Consider the following 18,737-nt stretch of genomic DNA (forward strand, 5'->3'; position numbering starts at 1 on the left):
TCCGTGAAACGACTCTGCGACGCCGATTTGGCGCCGCAGCATGGTGGCTAGCATAAACCAGCCGTTCACCGGGTAACAGACCGGGCCTTGCGGGAGACATCCTCAGTCCAGGGTGAACCCCACCTTGATCGTCACCTGCCAGTGGCCGACCTTGCCGTTCTCGATGTGGCCCCGCGTGTCCGTTACCTCGAACCAGCGCATGCCGTGCAGGGACTGCGAGGCCTTGGCGAGCGCGCGGTTGATGGCATCCTCGATGCCCTTCTCCGAAGAACCGGTCAGCTCGATGTGCTTGTAGACATGATCGCTCATGTGGGCTCCTTGCTCCTTGGTGGTCGGGAAGGCAGGGCATGATCAACCCTGCCGCTTCAGTCTGGCATAAAAGAAGCCATCGTGACTCTCCGCTTCCGGCAGCAGCTGGCGACCAGCGCCGGCCGGCCGGCCCCAGCTCACTTCCTGGGGCGTGGTGGCGATGGCATCGGCCGTGCGGGCCAGGAACGCCTCGATCTGCTCATCGTTCTCCTCGCGAAGCACCGAGCAGGTGGCGTAGACCATGGAGCCACCCGGGCGTAGCAGCGGCCAGAGGTTGTCGAGCAGGCGTGACTGCAGTTCGACCAGTTTGGGGATATCCGACGACCTTCGTAGACGCTTGATGTCCGGATGACGTCGTATCACGCCACTGCCGGAGCAGGGAGCGTCGAGAAGGATGGCGTCGAAGGGCGTGCCGTTCCACCAGTCCCGCTGGGTGGCGTCGGCGTGCAACAGAGTCGCCGAGAGGCTAAGGCGGGCCAGGGTATCCTCCACTCGGGCCAGACGCGTGTCGTCGCTGTCCAGCGCCAGGAGGTCGACGTCGAACAGCTCCAGCAAGTGGGCGGCCTTGCCGCCGGGGGCGCAGCAGGCGTCGAGCACTCGCCCGCCGGGGCGTGGTGCCAGCACTGGCCCCAGCAGTTCGGCGGCGAGCTGGGCGGCCTCATCCTGGACGCTCACATCGCCTTCGGCAAAGCCGGGCAGTGCCTGGACGTCGCAGGGCGTTTCCAGGACCAGGCCATCGGGTGAGTGCGCACAGAGCCTGGCCTCGTGGCCGGAGTCGATCAGCCTTGCCAGGTACGCTTCCCGGTCGCCGCGGCGACGGTTGATGCGCAGCGTCATCGGCCCCGGCTCATTGTTGGCGGCGGCGATGGTGAGCCAGTCATCGGGCCAGGCCTGGCGCAGCGCCTTGAGCAGCCAGCGTGGATGCAGCAGGGCCACGCCGGGGTCCTTGTCGACTTCGGCCTCAAGCGCTGAGGATTCCCGCTGCAAACGGCGCAGGCAGCCATTTAGCACCTTGGTTGCCCACTCCTTGCCCAGCAGACGCGCTGCGCCGGCGGTTTCGCCCACGGCGGCATGGGCCGGAATGCGCATGTAGAGCAACTGGTGTATACCCAGCAGCAGCAGTGCCTGAACATCGGCATCGCGAGCCTTGAAGGGGGTCTTGAGCAGTTGAGCGGCGAGCGCCTCCAACCGCGGCAGCGTGCGGCAGACGCCGTAGCACATCGCCTTGAATAGGGCGCGGTCCCGGGAGACCACCTGGTGGTCGTCCAGGTCGGCCAGGGACCCCTTGCCGGTGATGACCGGTACCAGTGCGCGTGCGGCGCTGACCCGCACTGCCTGGCCGCCGTCCTGAACGGCCTTGCCTGCGCGGGAGGAGGGCGTCGATCGATGCATCAGGAAGTCTCCTCGAAGGCATGTCCTAAAAGCAGGCCTGGAACCAGGGCCTCGCTGCGGGCGTTGAGCAGGTCACGAACAGCCAGCGGTTTGCCGCCCGGCAGCTGGGCGCGCGTCACCTGCAACACCTCGGTACCCTGCGCGCCGCAGGCGATTCGCAGGGCATCGGGGGCATGCTCGAGCAGGGTGCCAGGAGGCTGGGGCGATTCGCCATCACGGAGGGACGAGGCCGTCGCCATCAACAGGCGCAGGCGCTCCTTGCCATGTGCGCACCAGGCTACCGGCCAGGGATTGAAGGCGCGCACCTTGGCCGCCAGCGTCCCGGCCGGCTGCTGGAAATCCAGTTCGGCCTCGGCCTTGGTGAGCTTGGCGGCGTAGGTAACGCCTTCGGCAGGCTGCGGCGTTGCCGTCATCGCACCGCTCGCCAGGGCGTCCAGCACTTCGACGATGGCCTTGCCGCCGAGCGTTGCCAAGGTGTCATGCAGCTCGCCACCGGTGGTGGTGGCGGTGATCGGAGTGCGCTTCACCAGCAGCATATCGCCGGTATCCAGCCCGGCATCCATCTGCATGATGGTCACGCCGCTCTCATTGTCACCGGCCTCGATGGCCCGCTGGATGGGGGCGGCCCCGCGCCAGCGCGGCAGCAACGAGGCGTGTACGTTGAGACAGCCCCTTGGGGGAATGTCCAGTACCGCCTGGGGCAGGATGAGGCCATAGGCCACGACCACCATGATGTCCGCCTTCAGCACGGCCAGTTCGTCCTGGACTTCCGCCGCCTTCAGGCTCTCCGGTTGCAGCACCGGCAGGCCGTGCTCCAGCGCCAGCCGCTTGACCGGGCTGGCGGCGAGTTTACGACCCCGGCCGGCGGGTCGGTCCGGTTGGGTGTAGGCGGCGATAACGGCGTGGCGGCTCTGGAGCAGCGCAGCCAGGCTGGAAGCGGCGAAGTCGGGGGTGCCGGCGAAAACGACGCGCAGGGGTGGGGACATGATTTCGAAGCCTTGCCAGTGGGCGATGTTTCCCATCATAACGGAGGCAGGCGGAAACGACGAAGGCCGGCGTTATTACACCGGCCTTCAGCAGAAAGTACGAGCTTCAGGCGCCCTGCATCTGCTTATGGCGCTTCTGCATTTTCTTCAGTACCCGGTCGCGCTTGAGTGCGGAGAGATAGTCGACGAACAGCACGCCTTCCAGGTGATCGTATTCGTGCTGAATACAGTGGGCCAGCAGGCCCTCGGCATCGAGCTCATAAGGATTGCCGTCCCGGTCCAGCGCTTTGAGATGAACCTTCAGGGCGCGGGGCACCTCGGCGTAATACTCCGGAATCGAGAGACAGCCTTCGGACATCAGGTCGCGCTCATCGCCGATCGGCGTGTATTCCGGGTTGATCAGCACCAGAGGACTGGCGCGGCTGTCGCTGACGTCCATCACGATGACGCGGCGATGTACGTCCACCTGGGTGGCAGCAAGCCCGATACCGCTGGCTTCATACATGGTCTCGAGCATGTCGTCGACCAGCTGGCGCACCTCGTCATCAACCGCTTCGACCGGCGCCGCCTTGGTGCGCAGTCGCTCGTCGGGGAATTCGAGGATAGGTAATTTGGCCATGGCGTTGGAACCACCGTTATGCTGTCATCAGGGATTCCCTTATTCTAGGGGGCTGCGGCTCGGGGTGAAACCGCCCGATCACCTATTATTTCGATAAAATCAGACTATGACATGTCGCTCAGGTTCCCTGCGGGATGGCCTCAGGGCTTCCGGGATGGGGCGAGAGCAGGGGGAGTTGGGGATGGCGGAATACAACGATAGGGCAAGATACGGCTGGCTGGCTGCTTATTTCAGAGTCGCCTTGATAAGCGGTGTCTGTGTTGCGATGCTGCTTGGCTCGGCGTTGGCTCAGGCCCTCACCTGGCAGGAGGGGCTGCGCGGAGACGCGCCCGAGCGCTATACCGTGGTGCGAGGCGATACTCTCTGGGGTATCTCCGGCCGTTTCCTGCAGCATCCCTGGCAGTGGCCGGAGGTATGGCAGGTCAACCCCCAGATCCGCAATCCGCACCTGATCTATCCCGGCGATGTGGTCTACCTCTATGACTGCAACGGGCGGCCCTGCCTTGGCCTCGAGCGGGGGCAGGGTACCGTTCGGCTTTCGCCCGAGGTGCGGCGAATTCCCACCCGCGAGGCCATCGAGCCGATTCCCCTGGAAGTGATACGCCACTTCCTGCGCGATCATCGAATCGTCGACGACCCAGAGGCCCTGGACGAGCTGGCCTATGTGGTTGCCGGCGACGATCGGCGCATCATCAGCGGGGCGGGAGATCGTATCTATGCGCGTGGCGAGATCGAGCGCGGACCACGATACGGTATCTATCGCATTGGCGAGCGCTACAGCGACGCGACCACCGGCGAGCTGCTGGGCCTGGAGCTGGAGGGCGTCGGCCAGGCGCGGGTCCAGCGCGCCGAGGAGGATATCGTCGTCCTCGAGGTGCTCTCGGCCACCCAGGAGGTGCGCAACAACGACATCATCCTGCCGCTGGAGAGCCGTGAGCTCGTCCGCGAGTTCGTGCCCCGGGCCCCGGATGGCGCGGTCGATGGCCGCATTCTGGCGGCACCCGGCGGCGTGCGCTTCATCGGGAGGCTGCAGGTGGTGGCGCTGGACCGCGGCCGCCGCGACGGCCTGGAAGCCGGCCACGTGCTACAGGTCGAGCAGCAGGGTGAGCGGGTCAACGACCCGCGCAGCGGCGAGATCCTGCGGCTGCCGGGTAACGAGGCGGGCCTGATCATGGTTTTCCGCCCCTACGAGAAGATGAGCTATGGCCTGGTCATGCGGGCATCTCGCACGCTGGAAGTCGGCGACCGGGTGCATAATCCCCGCCATGGGCGGGGGGTGGCGCAGCGGTGAGAGCGGCGTCATCGGACAGGCGGGATTGGCTGGCGGTGATGCGGCTGCCGGGCATGGGCGCGACACGCCTGGCCGAACTGATAGCGACGGAGCCGACCTGGCCCGATGGGTGGCTGGCGCGACTGCCACGGCAGGCCGCAACGGCGCTGCGGCTATGGCTCGATCACCCTTCCCGTAGCCCCCTCGATGCCCTGGTCAATGCCGACCTGGCCTGGCTCGATGCCGACCCGGCCCGGCATCTGCTCTTCCCCGGTCATCCGGCCTGGCCGACGCTGCTCGGCCAGATCGCCGACCCTCCGCCGGTGCTCTGGGCCCTGGGCGATCTCGACGCACTCCTGCCCCCCGGGTTGGCGATCGTCGGCTCACGCCGACCGACCCGTGAAGGCCTGACGAATGCGGCGGCCTTCGCCCGCGAGCTGGCCGCCCGGGACTGGTGCGTGAACAGCGGCCTGGCGCTGGGCATCGACGGGGCTGCGCAGCATGCTGCTCTGGAGGCCGGCGGGCGCAGCGTGGCGGTGCTGGGCTGCGGTGTCGATGTGATCTATCCGCCCCGTCATGCCGGGCTCTACCACCAGCTGCTCGATCGCGGCGGCCTGGTACTGTCGGAACACCCCCCCGGTACCCGGGCGCGGCCGGGCTTCTTTCCCCGCCGCAACCGCATCGTCACCGGCCTCTCTCTCGGCGTGCTGGTGGTGGAGGCCGCCGAGAAGAGCGGCTCCCTGGTGAGTGCGCGGCTGGCCACTGAACAGGGCCGCGAGGTCTTCGCGCTGCCTGGTTCGATCCACAATCCCCAGGCCAGGGGCTGCCTGCAACTGATACGCCAGGGTGCGGTGCTGGTGCGCCGGCTGGAGGATATTCTCGAGGAGCTGACCCACTGGGCGGCGCCTTCCTTCACCTCGCTTTCCACCCCCGCCCAGTCGTCTGCTGCCCCGGGGCCGCTCGATACCGGCGGCGACCCGCTGCTGCGCTGGCTCAGCGACTCCCCGTCACCGCTGGATGCACTCGTCGCGCTGACAGGCCTGGCCGTGCCCGACTGCCAGCGTCGCCTGCTGGAACTCGAGCTTGAAGGCCAGGTGGCGCAGGCACCGGGCGGCTGGGTGCGCCTGCCGGGCGCTGCCCAGGCGTGATAGCATATTGGCCGGCCGATATCCGTGTCTTGCCGGCCGGATGTAGGGAGCCGTAATGTCTGTGTTCGTAACGTCGAGGGCCAACCCGGTATGCCTCAGGTAACGTCAGTTTCCAACGCCGTGGCCGCACTGCGTGCCGGCGGCGTGATCGCTTATCCCACCGAAGGCGTCTGGGGGTTGGGCTGCGACCCCGACAACGACGCAGCCGTGGCGCATCTGCTAAGGCTCAAGCAGCGCGACCCGGCCAAGGGGTTGATCCTGATCGCAGCAAGCATCGAACAGTTCACGCCCTGGCTCGAGGGTCTGCCCCTGGAGCTCCATGCGCCGCTGGTCTCCACCTGGCCTGGGCCCCATACCTGGCTGGTGCCGGACAACGGGCGCACCCATGCGCTGGTGCGTGGCGCGCATGACTGTGTGGCCCTGCGGGTCAGTGACCATCCCGGGGTGGTGGCGATCTGCGAGGCCTTCGGTGGCCCCCTGGTGTCGACCTCGGCCAATCGTGCCGGCGAAGCCACTGCACTGAGCGCCGAAGAGGTCCAGGAGGCCTTCGGCGACGAGCTCGACGCCATCGTCGAGGGTGCGCTGGGCGGGCTTGACCGCCCCAGCACCATTCGCGACCTGGTCAGCGGACGGGTGCTGCGCGCCTGAGGCGTGCCTGGCGAATCGAAGGACTGGAGCAAGGAGCCTCTCATGGCAGGTGCCAACCTCGAAGACGTCAAGACTTACCTGCTCGACCTCCAGGAACGCCTTTGCCGGACGCTGGCTGCGGAGGACGGCGGGGCGTTGTTCCATGAAGACAGCTGGCAGCGAGAAGCCGGGGGCGGTGGCCGCTCCCGGGTGCTCGAGCATGGGCGGATCTTCGAGAAGGGCGGGGTCAATTTCTCCCATGTGTACGGCGACCTGTTGCCTCCCTCGGCCACCGCCGCCCGCCCCGAGCTGGCCGGGCGCGGCTTCCAGGCCGTGGGCGTCTCCTGGGTAATGCATCCCGAGAATCCGCATGTGCCGACCAGCCATGGCAACGTCCGTTTCTTCATCGCCGAGAAGGAAGGGGAGACGCCGGTCTGGTGGTTCGGGGGCGGCTTCGATTTAACGCCCTTCTACCCGGTTCACGAGGACGTGCTGCACTGGCATCGGGTGGCGCGGGACGCCTGTGCGCCCTTTGGGGATGACGTCTATCCTCGCTTCAAGGCGTGGTGTGACGACTACTTCTATCTCAAGCACCGCGAGGAGACCCGCGGCGTCGGTGGCCTCTTCTTCGACGATTTCAACGAGTGGGGCTTCGACCGCAGCTTTGCCTTCCAGCGCGCCGTCGGCGACGCCTTCCTCGACGCCTACCTGCCCATCGTGCAGCGCCGGCGTGACATGTCCTGGAACGCGCGCGAGCGTGATTTTCAGCTCTACCGTCGCGGCCGCTACGTGGAGTTCAACCTGGTGTGGGACCGCGGCACCCTGTTCGGGTTGCAGAGCGGTGGACGCACCGAGTCGATCCTGATGTCGATGCCGCCCCTGGCCCGCTGGGAGTACGACTGGCAGCCCGAGCCCGGCAGCGCCGAGGAGCGGCTCTATCGAGATTATTTGCGACCTCGCGACTGGCTGGGGGAAAGCGCTGAATGAGCATCTGCGCGACCGAATCGCTGCGTTACGCGGTGCTGGTGCGCCAGCCCGGTCGGAATCCTCACCTATAACCCATAGGCTCCGGTTGCTGCGCTCCGGGCGCCTTGCGCTTCATGTCGCTCGTTGGCTATTCAGGCGCTTCCCGTATTTGAGGAGATCCCATGACAGACCGCTACTGCGTCTTCGGCAACCCCATTTCGCATTCGAAGTCACCGGTGATCCATGCCGCCTTTGCCGAGCAGACCGGTGAGGCTATCGACTACTCCGCCATCGAGGCGCCGCTGGACGATTTCGCCGGTGCCTGGCACCGCTTCATGGCTGAAGGGGGGCGGGGTGCCAACGTCACAGTGCCGTTCAAGGAGCAGGCGTTCGCGCTTTGCGACACGCTGAGCGATCGGGCCCTGCGGGCCGGCGCGGTTAATACACTGATAGTTGGCGCTGATCAAGACAGCACCCACGGTGATACCACCGACGGGGTCGGCCTGGTACGCGACCTGTTCCATCACGACGTTGTCCTCAAGGGGCGCCGCATCCTGGTGCTGGGTGCGGGCGGTGCAGTGCGCGGCGTGCTGGAGCCGCTGTTGGCGGCCGGGCCGGCCAGCGTACTGGTGGTCAACCGTACCGCGGCCAAGGCCGCTGCCCTTGCAGCGGACTTTCAGGACCTGGGCACGATCCAGGGGGGAGGATTCGAGGCGGCGACAGGCCAGTTCGACCTGGTGGTCAACGGTACCAGCGCGAGCCTGGCGGGCGAGCTGCCGCCACTGCCGGAGACGCTCTTTGCGCCGGGTGCGACGGCCTACGACATGATGTATGGCGCCGAGCCCACGGTGTTCTTGCGCTGGGCCAGTGGGCTTGGGGCCATGCCGGTCGACGGGCTGGGCATGCTGGTGGAGCAGGCCGCGGAATCATTTCTGCTTTGGCGCGGCAAGCGTCCGCTGACCGAGTCGGTGAAATATGGACTGCGGCTCGATTTGCAAACGAAGTAAGCGTTTAATCCGAGGTTTGACACCTTCAACGCTGCTTCCTACGGTTGGTGCGTGATATTCATGCAATGCATAACCATGGCATGAAAACCTATTTCAACCCGAGGTGGCAGTAGTGAAAACCATCAACAACAATATTTTCGCGAGAAAGCTCTTGGCTGGTGCGGTAGGGCTTGGGCTGACTACCCTGGCCTTCTCGGCCACGGCTCAGGAGCCGGTCCCCCCGATCAACCTGATGACCACCACCGAGTCCTATGACCCGATTCGCTATGAGGCGGCCTTCATCATCGCCGAGCGCTGGCGTGAACTGGGGCTCGAGGTCAATGTCCAGCCCACCGAGTTCAGCACCGCCCTGGAGCGCTTCTACGACCAGCAGGACTTCGACGTCACCATTCTCGGCTGGAGCGGTCGCACCGACAGGCTCGATCCCCAGTTCTTCCTGAGCACCCTGGATTCCCGCCAGGCGCACCCGGGCGGCAACAATCCGGGGGGCTATGAAAATCCCGAGTTCGATGAGCTGTTCGACCAGCAGTCCCAGTCCTTCGACATGGACGAGCGCCAGCGCCTGGTGCAGGAGATGCAGGCGCTCTACAAGCCGGACATGCCGGTGGCGGTGCTCTTCCACCGCGATGAGGTGGTGGCCTTCAATCACGACGCCTTCGAGGGCATCAACCCCATGGCAGGTGAGGGCCTTTATAGCGAGTGGGGCCCCATGGAGGCGACGCCGGTCGGGGATCGCAGCACGCTGCGTATCGGCGGACCCCAGGAGCCGGACAACCTCAACCCGCTGGCCTCCACCTCGGTCTGGGGCTGGAAATGGATGCGCCTCTACTACGATCGCCTGGTCCGCCTCTCCGCCGACGTGGAGCCGCTACCCTGGGCCGCAGAGTCGGTGGATCAGGTGGATGAGACCACCATCGCCGTGACCCTGCGCGACGGGATGACCTTCCATGACGGCGAGCCGGTCACCGCCGAGGACGTGGCCTTCACCTGGAACTACTATCTGGACCAGGACTACAGCTACTTCAACTCCTACCTGGCCGCCCTGGACAACGCCGAGCAGATCGACGATCTCACCGTGCATTTCCACCTGAGCGAGCCCTCGGCCTCGTTTGCCAGCATCTCGCTGTCGCAGATCCCGATCCTGCCCAAGCACATCTGGGAAGGCATCGAGGATGCGTCCACCCTGTCGCCCTCCGATACGCCCACCGTCGGCTCCGGTCCGTTCGTGCATGAGCGTTTCGATCGGGGCGAATTCATGGCGTTGAGCAAGTTCGAGGATCACTTCCACGCCGACGAGATCGCCGTGGATGGCGTCGAATTCATCATCTATGCGGACATGGAGGGCGTCTACACCGGCCTGCAGACCGGCCAGATCGACGTTACCGCCTGGCGCATGGAGCCCGGCCAGATCGGCCTGGCGGAGGGCGAGGAGCACCTCACCGTGGTCAACGTGCCGGACTTCGGCTATTTCCACATGACCTACAACCTGCGCCGCGAGCCGATGAGCGATCGTGCCATGCGCCGGGCCATGACCATGGCTTCCGATCGTGAGCGGATGGTCAACGTGCTGCTCGATGGACGCGGCGAGGTGGGTTCCAGTGTGATCGCCCCGGTCAACACCTTCTGGAACGAGCCCTTCGTCGAGCGCTTCGACTTTGACATGGATGCCGCCCGTGCGGAGCTGGAAGAGGCGGGTTATTCCTGGGACGACGAAGGTCGTCTGCTCAAGTAACCCACTCTTCCAATCCTAACCCGCGTACGTCGCCACTCCCCACCGCCTACCAGGCGGTGGGGAGCGTACAGTCGTCAACAGCGAGCATGCCATGTCGTCACGCAGAAGTTATCTGATACGCCGTGTGCTACACGGCTTCATGGCGTTGTTCATCATCGCCACGGTACTGTTCTTTCTCTTCCGCCTTGGACTTCCCGACCCGACTGCTGCCCTGATCACCGAAGGGCTGAATCCCGCGGAGCGCGAGCAGATTCGCGCCAGCTTCGGGCTCGATCGGCCTATCTGGGAACAGTATTTCATCTACCTGGCCAATATTGTCCAGGGTGATTTCGGCTACTCCTTTCACTATCGCGCCCCGGTGGCCGACATCATCTGGGAGCGGCTCGGCAATACCATGATCCTGATGCTGCCCGCCATCATCCTGGCTTATGGCATCGGTGCCCCCCTTGGCGCCTGGCTCTCCTGGCGGCGCGGTAGCCGCATCGATACTTCCGGCATCTTCGTCGGGCTGATGTTCCGCTCGGCGCCCATGTTCTGGACCGGCATGATCGCCATCCTGTTTTTCGGGATCGGACTGGGCTGGCTGCCCACCAGTGGCATGCGCACACTGCCCTACGAGGCCTCTAGCTTCCTCGACAAGATATTCACGCTGGATTTCCTGCATCACCTGATTCTGCCGGCGCTGGTGGTGGCGCTCTACTACCTGGGCTCGCCGCTGCTGATCATGCGCAACACCATGCTCGAGGTATACGGCGAGGATTTCATCGAGATGGCCCGCGCCAAGGGGCTGCCGGAGCGGCGCATTCTCTACGCCCATGCGGCCCGAAATGCCCTGTTGCCGGTGGTGACACAGCTGGCGGTGACCATCGGGCTTGCCGCCGGTGGCCAGGTGGTGGTCGAGGTGGTGTTCTCCTGGCCTGGACTAGGCCGCGAGATACTCAACTCGGTACGTACCTCGGACTTCCCCCTCGCCCAGGCCAGCTTTCTGGTGATGGCGGCCTTCGTGGTCACCCTCAACCTGCTGGTGGACATCCTCTACACCATGCTTGACCCGAGGGTGAGCTTCAAATGATGCGATCCAGATTCCTCAAGAGCGCGCAGGAACCGCTGCGCGCCATTATCGGCGACCGACTGGCCATGATCGGCCTGGTGGTTCTGCTGTCGATCATCGCGATGGCGCTGTTTGCGCCATTTCTTTCCACCCATGAGCCACTCTCGGTCAACGAGCGGGAAGAAGGCTCGCTGTTGACGCGCACGGTGGAGGACGGTCAGGTGCGCTGGGTGCAGGAGGCTGCCCTGGGTGGCCGCACCCTGAATGCGGCTGACTACCGCGACGGTATCGGCATGGCGGTAGGGCGCGACGGCGCGGTATGGCGCTTCGCCGACGGCGAGTGGCAGGAGCTCGAGACACCGCTGGACGCCACCCTGAACGACGTCGCCATCAGCCCGGCGGGATCGGCGCTGGCAGTAGGGCAGGGTGGTGCCGTGGCGCTGCTCGCCGATGCCGCTCAGGACAGCGACTGGCAGCGCTTCGAGGCGCCCGAAACGACGCACCTGAGCGGCGTCGCCTGGCGTGACGAGAGCACGGCGCTGATGGTGGGGGCAAACGAGACCATCTGGCGCCTCGACGTTGCCTCGGGCAGCTTCGAGGCGCTCGAGAGTCCCCTGGGACGCGGCATGACGCTGAACTCCGTGGCCACCGACGTGGACGGCAGCGCCTGGATCGTCGGCGAGCGCGGCTTGACCCTGCGGCTGGAGCCGGAGGACGACAGCCTGACCCTGGAGCGGATGCCCACCAACCGCGACCTGAACCATATCCATATGGCCGAGAACGGCCAGGGGCTGATTGTCGGTGAGCGGGGTACCCTGCTCGCGCGCAGCGCTCCCGGCGAGCAGTGGCAGAGCCAGGACGCCCCCGACTCCCGCGCCATGCGCGCTGGCTGGGTCACCGAGGAGGGTCAGGCCTTCGCCGTCGGCCGCAGCAGCATCATCTTCGAGCGCGACGGCGATACCTGGCGGCTGATGCCCAGCGACGAGGAGCGCCACCTGCGCACCCTGATGGTGACGGAGGACGCCTTCTATGCCCTGGGCTCGGACCGCTTCGTCAACCGCCTGGCCCCGCCGTCCGGCGAGCACTGGTTCGGCACCGACCATCTGGGCCGCGATCTCTACAGCCAGAACGTCTACGGCTCGCGGATCGCCCTGCTGGTGGGTTTCATCGGTGCTTCCCTGGTGGTGCTGATCGGTGCCAACGTCGGTCTGATCGCCGGCTACTTCCGTGGCCGCACCGAGACGGTGCTGATGCGTACCGTGGATGTGATGTACGGCATCCCCTTCGAGCCGTTCGCGCTGATCCTGGTGCTGCTGTTCGAGCCCAGCCTGTTCATCGTGATACTGGCGGTCTCGCTGCTCACCTGGCGCACCGTGGCGCGCCTGATTCGCTCCCAGGTGCTGTCGCTGCGCGAGCGGCCCTTCGTCAAAGCCGCCCGGGTCGCCGGTGCCTCGGACCTGCGCATCATGTACCTGCACATCTTTCCCAACGTCATGCCGCTGGTGTTCCTGGAGCTGGCCATCATCGTCGGGGTATCGATCATCGCCGAGGCGACGCTCTCCTTCCTCGGCCTGGGGCCGCCCCAGTCGATCTCCTGGGGGGGTATTCTCCACAACGCCCGGCTCTCCGGCGCCTGGCGCGACGCCTGGTGGTGGAACCTGCCCCCTGGCCTGTTCATCATGATCACGGTGCTCTCCGTGTTCTTCATCTCCCGCTCGCTGGAGCTGGTTGCCAATCCGCGACTGAGGGCACGCCGATGACCGAACAACGACTACTGACCGTCAGCGACCTGGCCATTCACTACCGCACCGGGGCCGGCCCGGTGCAGGCCGTGGATGGCATCGACTTCGACCTGCGACCGGGCGAGGCCCTGGGTCTGGTGGGCGAGTCCGGCTGTGGCAAGACCACCGCCGCCAAGGCCATGCTGCGCCTGCTGCCGCCCAACGGCGAGGTGCCCCGCGGGCGCATCGACTTCGACGGGCGCAACCTGGTTGAGCTGGATCCTGAGGCGATGCGCAAGGTGCGCTGGAAGGAAATCGCCTGGATCTCCCAGGCGGCGATGAACGCCCTGGACCCGGTGTATACCGTTGGCGACCAGATCCTCGAGGCGATGAACGCCCATGTGAAGATCAAGCGGGATGAGGCCTGGGCCCATGCGGAGGACTTGTTCCGTGCGGTGGGCATCGATCCCGCGCGGCTCTCGGCCTATCCCCACGAGATGAGCGGCGGCATGAAGCAGCGCGCGGTGATCGCCATGGCACTGGCGCTGGACCCCAAGCTGATCATCGCCGACGAGCCGACCACCGCGCTGGACGTGGTGACCCAGGCACAGATCCTGGCACGACTCTCCAAACTGCGCCGCGAGCGAGGCATGGGACTGCTCTTCATTACCCACGACATCTCGGTGGTAGTGCAGACCTGCGACCGGGTCGCGGTAATGTACGGCGGTCAGATCATGGAGACCGGGCCGGTGAGAGAGGTGTTCGGCACGCCGTTCCATCCCTACACCATGGGGCTGACCAACGCCTTCCCGACACTGGAAGGCGCCCAGCGCGAGCTGATCTCGATTCCCGGAAGCCCACCAGACCTGCTCAATCCCCCGCCCGGCTGCCGTTTCGCCGAGCGCTGTCCCTTCGCCACCGAGCGCTGTACCAGCGAAACCCCGGGGCTGGTCAGCGTGGGCGAGGACCGTCGCTCCGCCTGCCACTACCCGGAGCAGGTCGAGGCCTTTCGCGAGAAGGCGGCCAGGAACGACACCTGGGCGGTGGTCGGCGAGCGCCTGAACGAACCGGTGCAGGGGGCGGGTACCATCGAGCCGGTGGCCGCCGATTCGCCGCTGCTGCTGGAGGTGGAGGGGCTGCGCAAGCATTTCCCGGTGGAGCAGGGGTTCCTGGACGGCCTGCGGGGCAGGCACAAGGACCGCAAGGTACATGCCGTCGATGACATCTCCTTCGACCTGCGCCAGGGCGAGATCCTGGGGCTGGCCGGCGAATCGGGTTCGGGCAAGACCACCACCGGCGAGATGCTGGTGCGCCTGCAGGACATCACCGCCGGCGAGATACGCTTCGATGGCGTCGACATCACCCGGTTTGCCGGGCGCGAGCTCAAGGCTTTTCGCCGCAGCGCCCAGATGATCTTCCAGGACCCCTACCAGACCCTGAACCCGCGCTTCACCATCTTCGATATCGTCGGCGAACCGCTGGTCATCCACCGGTTGGCGGAGGGCGAGGCCCTGGAGCGCAAGGTTGTCGAGTCGCTGGAGCGTGCCGGACTCAAGCCGGCCGAGATCTATCGCGACCGCTTTCCCCACGAGCTGTCCGGTGGGCAGCGACAGCGGGTGGCCATCGCCCGGGCCATCGTGCTGGAGCCGCGTCTCATCGTCGCCGACGAGCCGGTTTCCATGCTTGATGTATCGATCCGCGCCGGGGTACTCAACCTGATGCACCGCTTCCGCAACGAGCTGGGCATCTCCTTCGTCTATGTCAGCCACGACCTGCCGACGATCCGCTACGTGGCAGACCGGGTGGCGATCATGTACCTGGGTGAGATCGTCGAGGTGGGGCCCACCGAGCAGGTGATCCACGAGCGCAAGCATCCCTATACCCAGCTGCTGCTCGATGCCAGCCCCGAGCCGGACCCGACGGTGGTCAAGCCGCCGTTGGAGAGTGCCGGGGAAATTCCCAGCGCCGTGGATCCGCCCAACGGCTGCCACTTCCATACCCGCTGCCCCATGGCCATGAGCCACTGCGGCTGGGAGGGACGCGATGTGGTCACGGCCATGAGCGAATGGCGCATCGCGGGCAAGGAGGTCGAGCACCTGGGGGCGCCGGAGCTGGCCGGGCTGGATGTCTATCTGCCGGTGCGCGGGGGAGGCATCGACGCCGCCAGGCAGGAGCTCACCGCGATTCTGAGGGCGAAGCACCCCTCACTGGCCGACGCCGCGGCGGTATCGCCCGATGGCTCCGTGGCCCTGGCGGTGCATTTCACCTCCCAGGCGTCTCCCCGGCGCCGGCTGATCGCTCGAGAGCATTCGGTGGCGTGCTATCTTTACGAGGAAGAAGCGGCTGGCAGTTAGGAGGCGTCGATAACGTCCACGCAAGGAGGGAGCGGTGTCGCTCCCGGCCTGCGGGCTCGATGTACGAGCCCACTCCCGGAGTTTGAGCTAGACGAGAGGTATCGGAATGGCATCACCACCGCCCCGTCGCTCCAGCCTGGGTATTGTGTCCCTGCTCATGGCGCTGTTCGGCGCCGTGTTCCTGGCTGGGTTGGTCGTCGTGGCCTCGATTATCGCGGACAGTGCGCCGGGTGACACCGGGGGCCACTCGGCGGGCATCAGTCTGGTCGGTGTGGAACTGCTGTTCCTCATTGGCCTGCAGCTGATCGCCGCCGGCATGGGGGTTGCTTCGCTGCGCCGGCCAGGAGAGGGCCGGCTGTTCGGGCTGTTGGGCACCGCCACGGCGGTGTTCATCATACTGATGGCCTTGTTGCTGACGCTGGCGGGTCGCCTGGCCTGACCAGAGGCTCCCTGGTGTTGTTCCAAGGGGGGCCTTCAGCGGCAGCCATCTCATCAGCGACGCTTGACGTAGAGCCCGGCCATGCAGACGACCAGTCCCACCACGGAGAGCAGCATGCCGCCGTTGACCAGCAATGGCTGACGCTCCACCCAGGGCACGAAGGGCTGGGAGGTATCGCGGCAGACGCCGTCCAGATAGTCCCAGTAGCCGCCCTGCATGAGGGTGCATTCGCGTACGTCGCTGAGCTCCCAGAAGTAGAGACCCATCAGCATCAGCGGCGGGACGATCAACAGCAGTAGTCCGATTTTCAGCATTCGCTTTCCAGAAGTGGTTTAGGGACGGGGGCAGTTGGGCGTTCGCCCCGCCTGTCGTGCCTGCTCGTAGCGCGCCATGGCGCTGCCCATCTCCGCCTGCAGGCCCTGCATACGCTGGCCATGGCTGGGGTGGGTGGACATCCACTCCGGGGGACGGGCGCCGCCCTGGGCACTCATGTTCTCCCACAGGGCGAGGCTGGCACGCGGATCGAAGCCGGCATCGGCCATCAGGCGTACGCCGATGGTGTCGGCCTCGCTCTCGTGGCGGCGCGAGAAGGGCAGCAGGATACCGTACTGGGCGCCGAGACCCAATGCGCCCATCAGCTGCTGGCCGCCCTGTCCCTGCATGCCCGCCGCGGAGCCCAGTACCGAGAGCGCAAGCTGGGTCGAGGTGTGGGTCGAGACGCGCTCGTTGGCGTGGTTGGCGATCACATGACCGATTTCGTGGCCCACCACCGCGGCGAGCTGATCCTGGGTCTTGGCGATATCGAGCATGCCGGTGTTGACCCCCATGTAGCCGCCCGGGAGGGCGAAGGCGTTGGCCTGCTCCGATTCGAAGACGCGGATCTGCCAGTCCTTGTTGCGCTCACGCTCCGGCAGTACGGCAACCAGGGCGTCGGCGATGCACTGGGCATAGCGTTGCTGGGCCTGGCCGGCCGATGGCAGGTCCTGCTGGTACTTCTCGAAAGCCTCTCGTCCCATTTCGTTGAGCTGGGCGTCGGACATCAGGGTGAGCTGTTGCCTCCCGGTGGGAGAGGTTTCACAGGCGGCGAGGGTCAGGACCAGAGCGGTCACGGCAAGGGTGCGAATCCAGCGCATAGCGAATATCTCCTGTGTCCGGGACTATTGAGACCCTGGACGGGGATGGCGGTTCGCCACAAGATACCCCGTACCACGATCAGGTCAACCGTGATCGCACTTAGTCACCGATGAGGAGCCGCCGCCAATGGATGCCGAACTCACCCGACGCCTGTCTCGACTGCTGGATCATGTGGAGCATTGGCTGCCTCCGGTGCCCGAGGAGGTCGACTGGGAGCGCGATGTGGCTGCCCTGTGGCAGCGTCACGCCCTGGGCGGGCGGCTGCTGCCGGTACCGCCCCGCGACGCCCTGACGCTGGACGACCTGCTGGGCATCGAGCGACAGAAGCTGGCGCTGATCGACAATACACGCGCCTTCCTGCAAAAGCTGCCGGCCAACCACGCCCTGCTGTGGGGCTCGCGGGGCAGCGGCAAGTCGTCGCTGATCCGCGCCCTGCTCAACAGCCTGGCACCGGAAGGGCTGCGGCTGGTACAGGTCGACCGGCACGACCTGTCCGGATTGCCGACCCTGGTGGAGCAGCTGCGGCACCAGCCACAGCGCTTTGTCGTCTACTGCGACGACCTCTCCTTCGAGGGCCACGACGATGCCTACAAGGCGCTCAAGAGCGTGCTCGACGGTGCCCTGACGGGTCCGCCGGAGAACGTGCTGCTTTATGCCACCTCCAACCGCCGCCACCTGCTGCCCGAATCGCTGTCCGACAACGAGGCGTCCCAACTGGTTGGCGACGAGCTGCATCATGGTGATGCCGTGGAGGAGAAGATCTCGCTATCGGACCGCTTCGGGCTGTGGCTCGGCTTTTATCCCTTCAATCAGGACACCTACCTAGAGGCCTGCTGCCACTGGGTCACCCAACTGGGCAGCGCCAGTGACTGGGGTGCCGAGGCCCGTGCCGAGGCGGTTCGCTTCGCCACCCTGCGCGGCGGCCGAAGCGGCCGCGGGGCCTGGCAGTTCGCCAGCCACTGGGTGGGGCGTCGTCGCCTGCATGGGGAGTAGCAGAAGTCGTCAGCGGAATACCGGCAGCGGGGCTGATCCGTCGACAGGTCTATGAGGGGGCGCTGTGAACCCATCCCTGGGCGCTACCGACGCCATCCCTGGCGTAGGACCCCCTCTACGACCTGTCCCCGGCGCCCCGTTTGGCTTTGGCGACGACGTTACCTCCTTGGAATCAGCGAGCCGTCCTCTCCCACGCCCAGGCGGATGGTGGGGGTGAGCAGGCCAGCGGGCAGGGTCATGCCCAGGCCGCGCAGGTCACCGGGGGTGATGGCCAGCTCGCTGCCGGCGGGCAGTTCGCCCTGGCTTGCCAACTGGCTGGCCAGCTCCACCATGGGGGCCAGTCGCTCGCGGCCGCCGTCGAGCAGGTCGAAGGCCACCGGCAGGCGCAAGTTGGCATCCTCACCTGAAGTCAGGGTCACGTCCTGCTGATAGTTGCCACTGACCGGCTCGACGCCCGGCATGTCCAGCGTCCAGCGAAAGCCCGACATCTGCACCGGTGGCATCCCGGTGGGTAGTCCCAGACCCATGGCCAGCGTGGCTTGAACCGGCAGGCTGCCTGCCCCGAGGCTCGACAGCGCCAGTGACATGATATCGCTGGTGTCGAGGCGGGCATCCACGGCATATGGACCGATACGCACCTCCTCGACTCCCAGGGAGGTAACTGCCAGGCGGAAGGCAAAAAGGCCGGTCTGGGGCAGGGCCAGGCAGCCGGTCAGCAGCCCCGCCAGGCAAAACGGGGCGAGCAGGCGCCAGCGCCGACGATGGTGGGAAGGTTTCGGCAGTAAGCGGGTCAGGATCATGCAAGGGACTCCCTGCCCTGGAAGGGCAGCAGCGATTGGCAAACGGGCGTATTTCAGGTTCGACGGACCTTGCTGTCAAGATAATTTCCGCAACGGAACGGTAACCGGCAAGCGCCAGGACAGCACGAGGGAAGCGGTACTGCCGGCCGGGAGCCGGCGATGCCTGAGTAGCGGTGATGAGTAGTCGGC

At 66.0% G+C, this 18,737-nt stretch carries 18 protein-coding genes; 11 read left to right on the forward strand and 7 right to left on the reverse strand.

The features are described from left to right. Positions 1-102: 102 nt before the first annotated feature. From KZO25_RS12205 to def, 4 genes are all read right to left on the reverse strand, one after another. The gene (locus KZO25_RS12205; RefSeq protein ID WP_066443873.1) at positions 103-309 is read right to left on the reverse strand and encodes a dodecin; all 207 of its coding nucleotides are present in this window, start codon (positions 307-309) and stop codon (positions 103-105) included. A 42-nt stretch (positions 310-351) separates the two neighbouring features. Next, complete coding sequence (rsmB, locus tag KZO25_RS12210; RefSeq protein ID WP_066443883.1) at positions 352-1,701, reverse strand: 16S rRNA (cytosine(967)-C(5))-methyltransferase RsmB; 1,350 nt, start codon at positions 1,699-1,701, stop codon at positions 352-354. Next, entirely contained in the window at positions 1,701-2,687 is a 987-nt protein-coding gene (gene fmt / locus KZO25_RS12215) for a methionyl-tRNA formyltransferase (RefSeq protein ID WP_223137183.1), read from the reverse strand. Before fmt ends, rsmB begins: the two co-directional genes overlap by 1 nt. A gap of 106 nt (positions 2,688-2,793) precedes the next feature. After that, a complete protein-coding gene (gene def / locus KZO25_RS12220) occupies positions 2,794-3,306 on the reverse strand; it encodes a peptide deformylase (RefSeq protein WP_066443886.1) in 513 nt (170 codons plus the stop codon). 265 nt (positions 3,307-3,571) lie between these two features. On the opposite strand from def, the gene KZO25_RS12225 reads away from it, so the two are divergent. From KZO25_RS12225 to KZO25_RS12270, 10 genes are all read left to right on the forward strand, one after another. After that, positions 3,572-4,597, forward strand: coding sequence for a LysM peptidoglycan-binding domain-containing protein (locus tag KZO25_RS12225; RefSeq protein WP_066443888.1), 1,026 nt, complete (start codon positions 3,572-3,574; stop codon positions 4,595-4,597). A gap of 38 nt (positions 4,598-4,635) precedes the next feature. After that, positions 4,636-5,724 (forward strand): DNA-processing protein DprA, encoded by a 1,089-nt coding sequence (gene dprA, locus KZO25_RS12230; RefSeq protein ID WP_223137239.1) that lies wholly within the window; start codon positions 4,636-4,638, stop codon positions 5,722-5,724. A 90-nt stretch (positions 5,725-5,814) separates the two neighbouring features. Then, entirely contained in the window at positions 5,815-6,372 is a 558-nt protein-coding gene (locus tag KZO25_RS12235; protein WP_223137184.1) for an L-threonylcarbamoyladenylate synthase, read from the forward strand. Between the two features lie 42 nt (positions 6,373-6,414). Continuing rightward, positions 6,415-7,338, forward strand: coding sequence for an oxygen-dependent coproporphyrinogen oxidase (hemF, locus tag KZO25_RS12240; RefSeq protein ID WP_223137185.1), 924 nt, complete (start codon positions 6,415-6,417; stop codon positions 7,336-7,338). A 161-nt stretch (positions 7,339-7,499) separates the two neighbouring features. Further along, entirely contained in the window at positions 7,500-8,324 is an 825-nt protein-coding gene (gene aroE / locus KZO25_RS12245; RefSeq protein ID WP_223137186.1) for a shikimate dehydrogenase, read from the forward strand. 112 nt (positions 8,325-8,436) lie between these two features. Continuing rightward, positions 8,437-10,056 carry an ABC transporter substrate-binding protein gene (locus KZO25_RS12250; protein WP_316935699.1) on the forward strand — a complete coding sequence of 540 codons (1,620 nt, stop codon included), beginning with the start codon at positions 8,437-8,439 and terminating at the stop codon, positions 10,054-10,056. A gap of 91 nt (positions 10,057-10,147) precedes the next feature. Beyond that, positions 10,148-11,128: an ABC transporter permease gene (locus tag KZO25_RS12255; RefSeq protein WP_223137187.1), complete on the forward strand. Its 981-nt coding sequence runs from the start codon at positions 10,148-10,150 to the stop codon at positions 11,126-11,128. After that, positions 11,125-12,867: an ABC transporter permease subunit gene (locus KZO25_RS12260; RefSeq protein WP_223137188.1), complete on the forward strand. Its 1,743-nt coding sequence runs from the start codon at positions 11,125-11,127 to the stop codon at positions 12,865-12,867. The genes KZO25_RS12255 and KZO25_RS12260 overlap by 4 nt, the downstream gene beginning before the upstream one ends. Next, complete coding sequence (locus tag KZO25_RS12265; protein ID WP_223137189.1) at positions 12,864-15,182, forward strand: ABC transporter ATP-binding protein; 2,319 nt, start codon at positions 12,864-12,866, stop codon at positions 15,180-15,182. Before KZO25_RS12260 ends, KZO25_RS12265 begins: the two co-directional genes overlap by 4 nt. A gap of 106 nt (positions 15,183-15,288) precedes the next feature. After that, a complete protein-coding gene (locus tag KZO25_RS12270) occupies positions 15,289-15,621 on the forward strand; it encodes a hypothetical protein (RefSeq protein WP_223137190.1) in 333 nt (110 codons plus the stop codon). Between the two features lie 53 nt (positions 15,622-15,674). On the opposite strand, the gene KZO25_RS12275 is transcribed toward KZO25_RS12270, so the two are convergent. Both KZO25_RS12275 and KZO25_RS12280 read right to left on the reverse strand, forming a co-directional pair. Beyond that, on the reverse strand, positions 15,675-15,935 hold the full coding sequence (locus KZO25_RS12275) for a hypothetical protein (protein WP_066443904.1): 261 nt from the start codon (positions 15,933-15,935) through the stop codon (positions 15,675-15,677). An 18-nt stretch (positions 15,936-15,953) separates the two neighbouring features. Then, the gene (locus KZO25_RS12280) at positions 15,954-16,754 is read right to left on the reverse strand and encodes a M48 family metallopeptidase (RefSeq protein ID WP_066443907.1); all 801 of its coding nucleotides are present in this window, start codon (positions 16,752-16,754) and stop codon (positions 15,954-15,956) included. A 127-nt stretch (positions 16,755-16,881) separates the two neighbouring features. Here KZO25_RS12280 and KZO25_RS12285 point away from each other — a divergent pair, with 127 nt between their 5' ends. Next, the gene (locus KZO25_RS12285; RefSeq protein WP_223137191.1) at positions 16,882-17,748 is read left to right on the forward strand and encodes an ATP-binding protein; all 867 of its coding nucleotides are present in this window, start codon (positions 16,882-16,884) and stop codon (positions 17,746-17,748) included. A gap of 158 nt (positions 17,749-17,906) precedes the next feature. On the opposite strand, the gene KZO25_RS12290 is transcribed toward KZO25_RS12285, so the two are convergent. Then, on the reverse strand, positions 17,907-18,548 hold the full coding sequence (locus tag KZO25_RS12290) for a hypothetical protein (protein ID WP_262488984.1): 642 nt from the start codon (positions 18,546-18,548) through the stop codon (positions 17,907-17,909). Positions 18,549-18,737: the final 189 nt, after the last annotated feature.

Origin of the sequence: Halomonas sp. ANAO-440, from assembly GCF_019915905.1 — a bacterium.
GTDB lineage: Bacteria > Pseudomonadota > Gammaproteobacteria > Pseudomonadales > Halomonadaceae > Halomonas > Halomonas chromatireducens.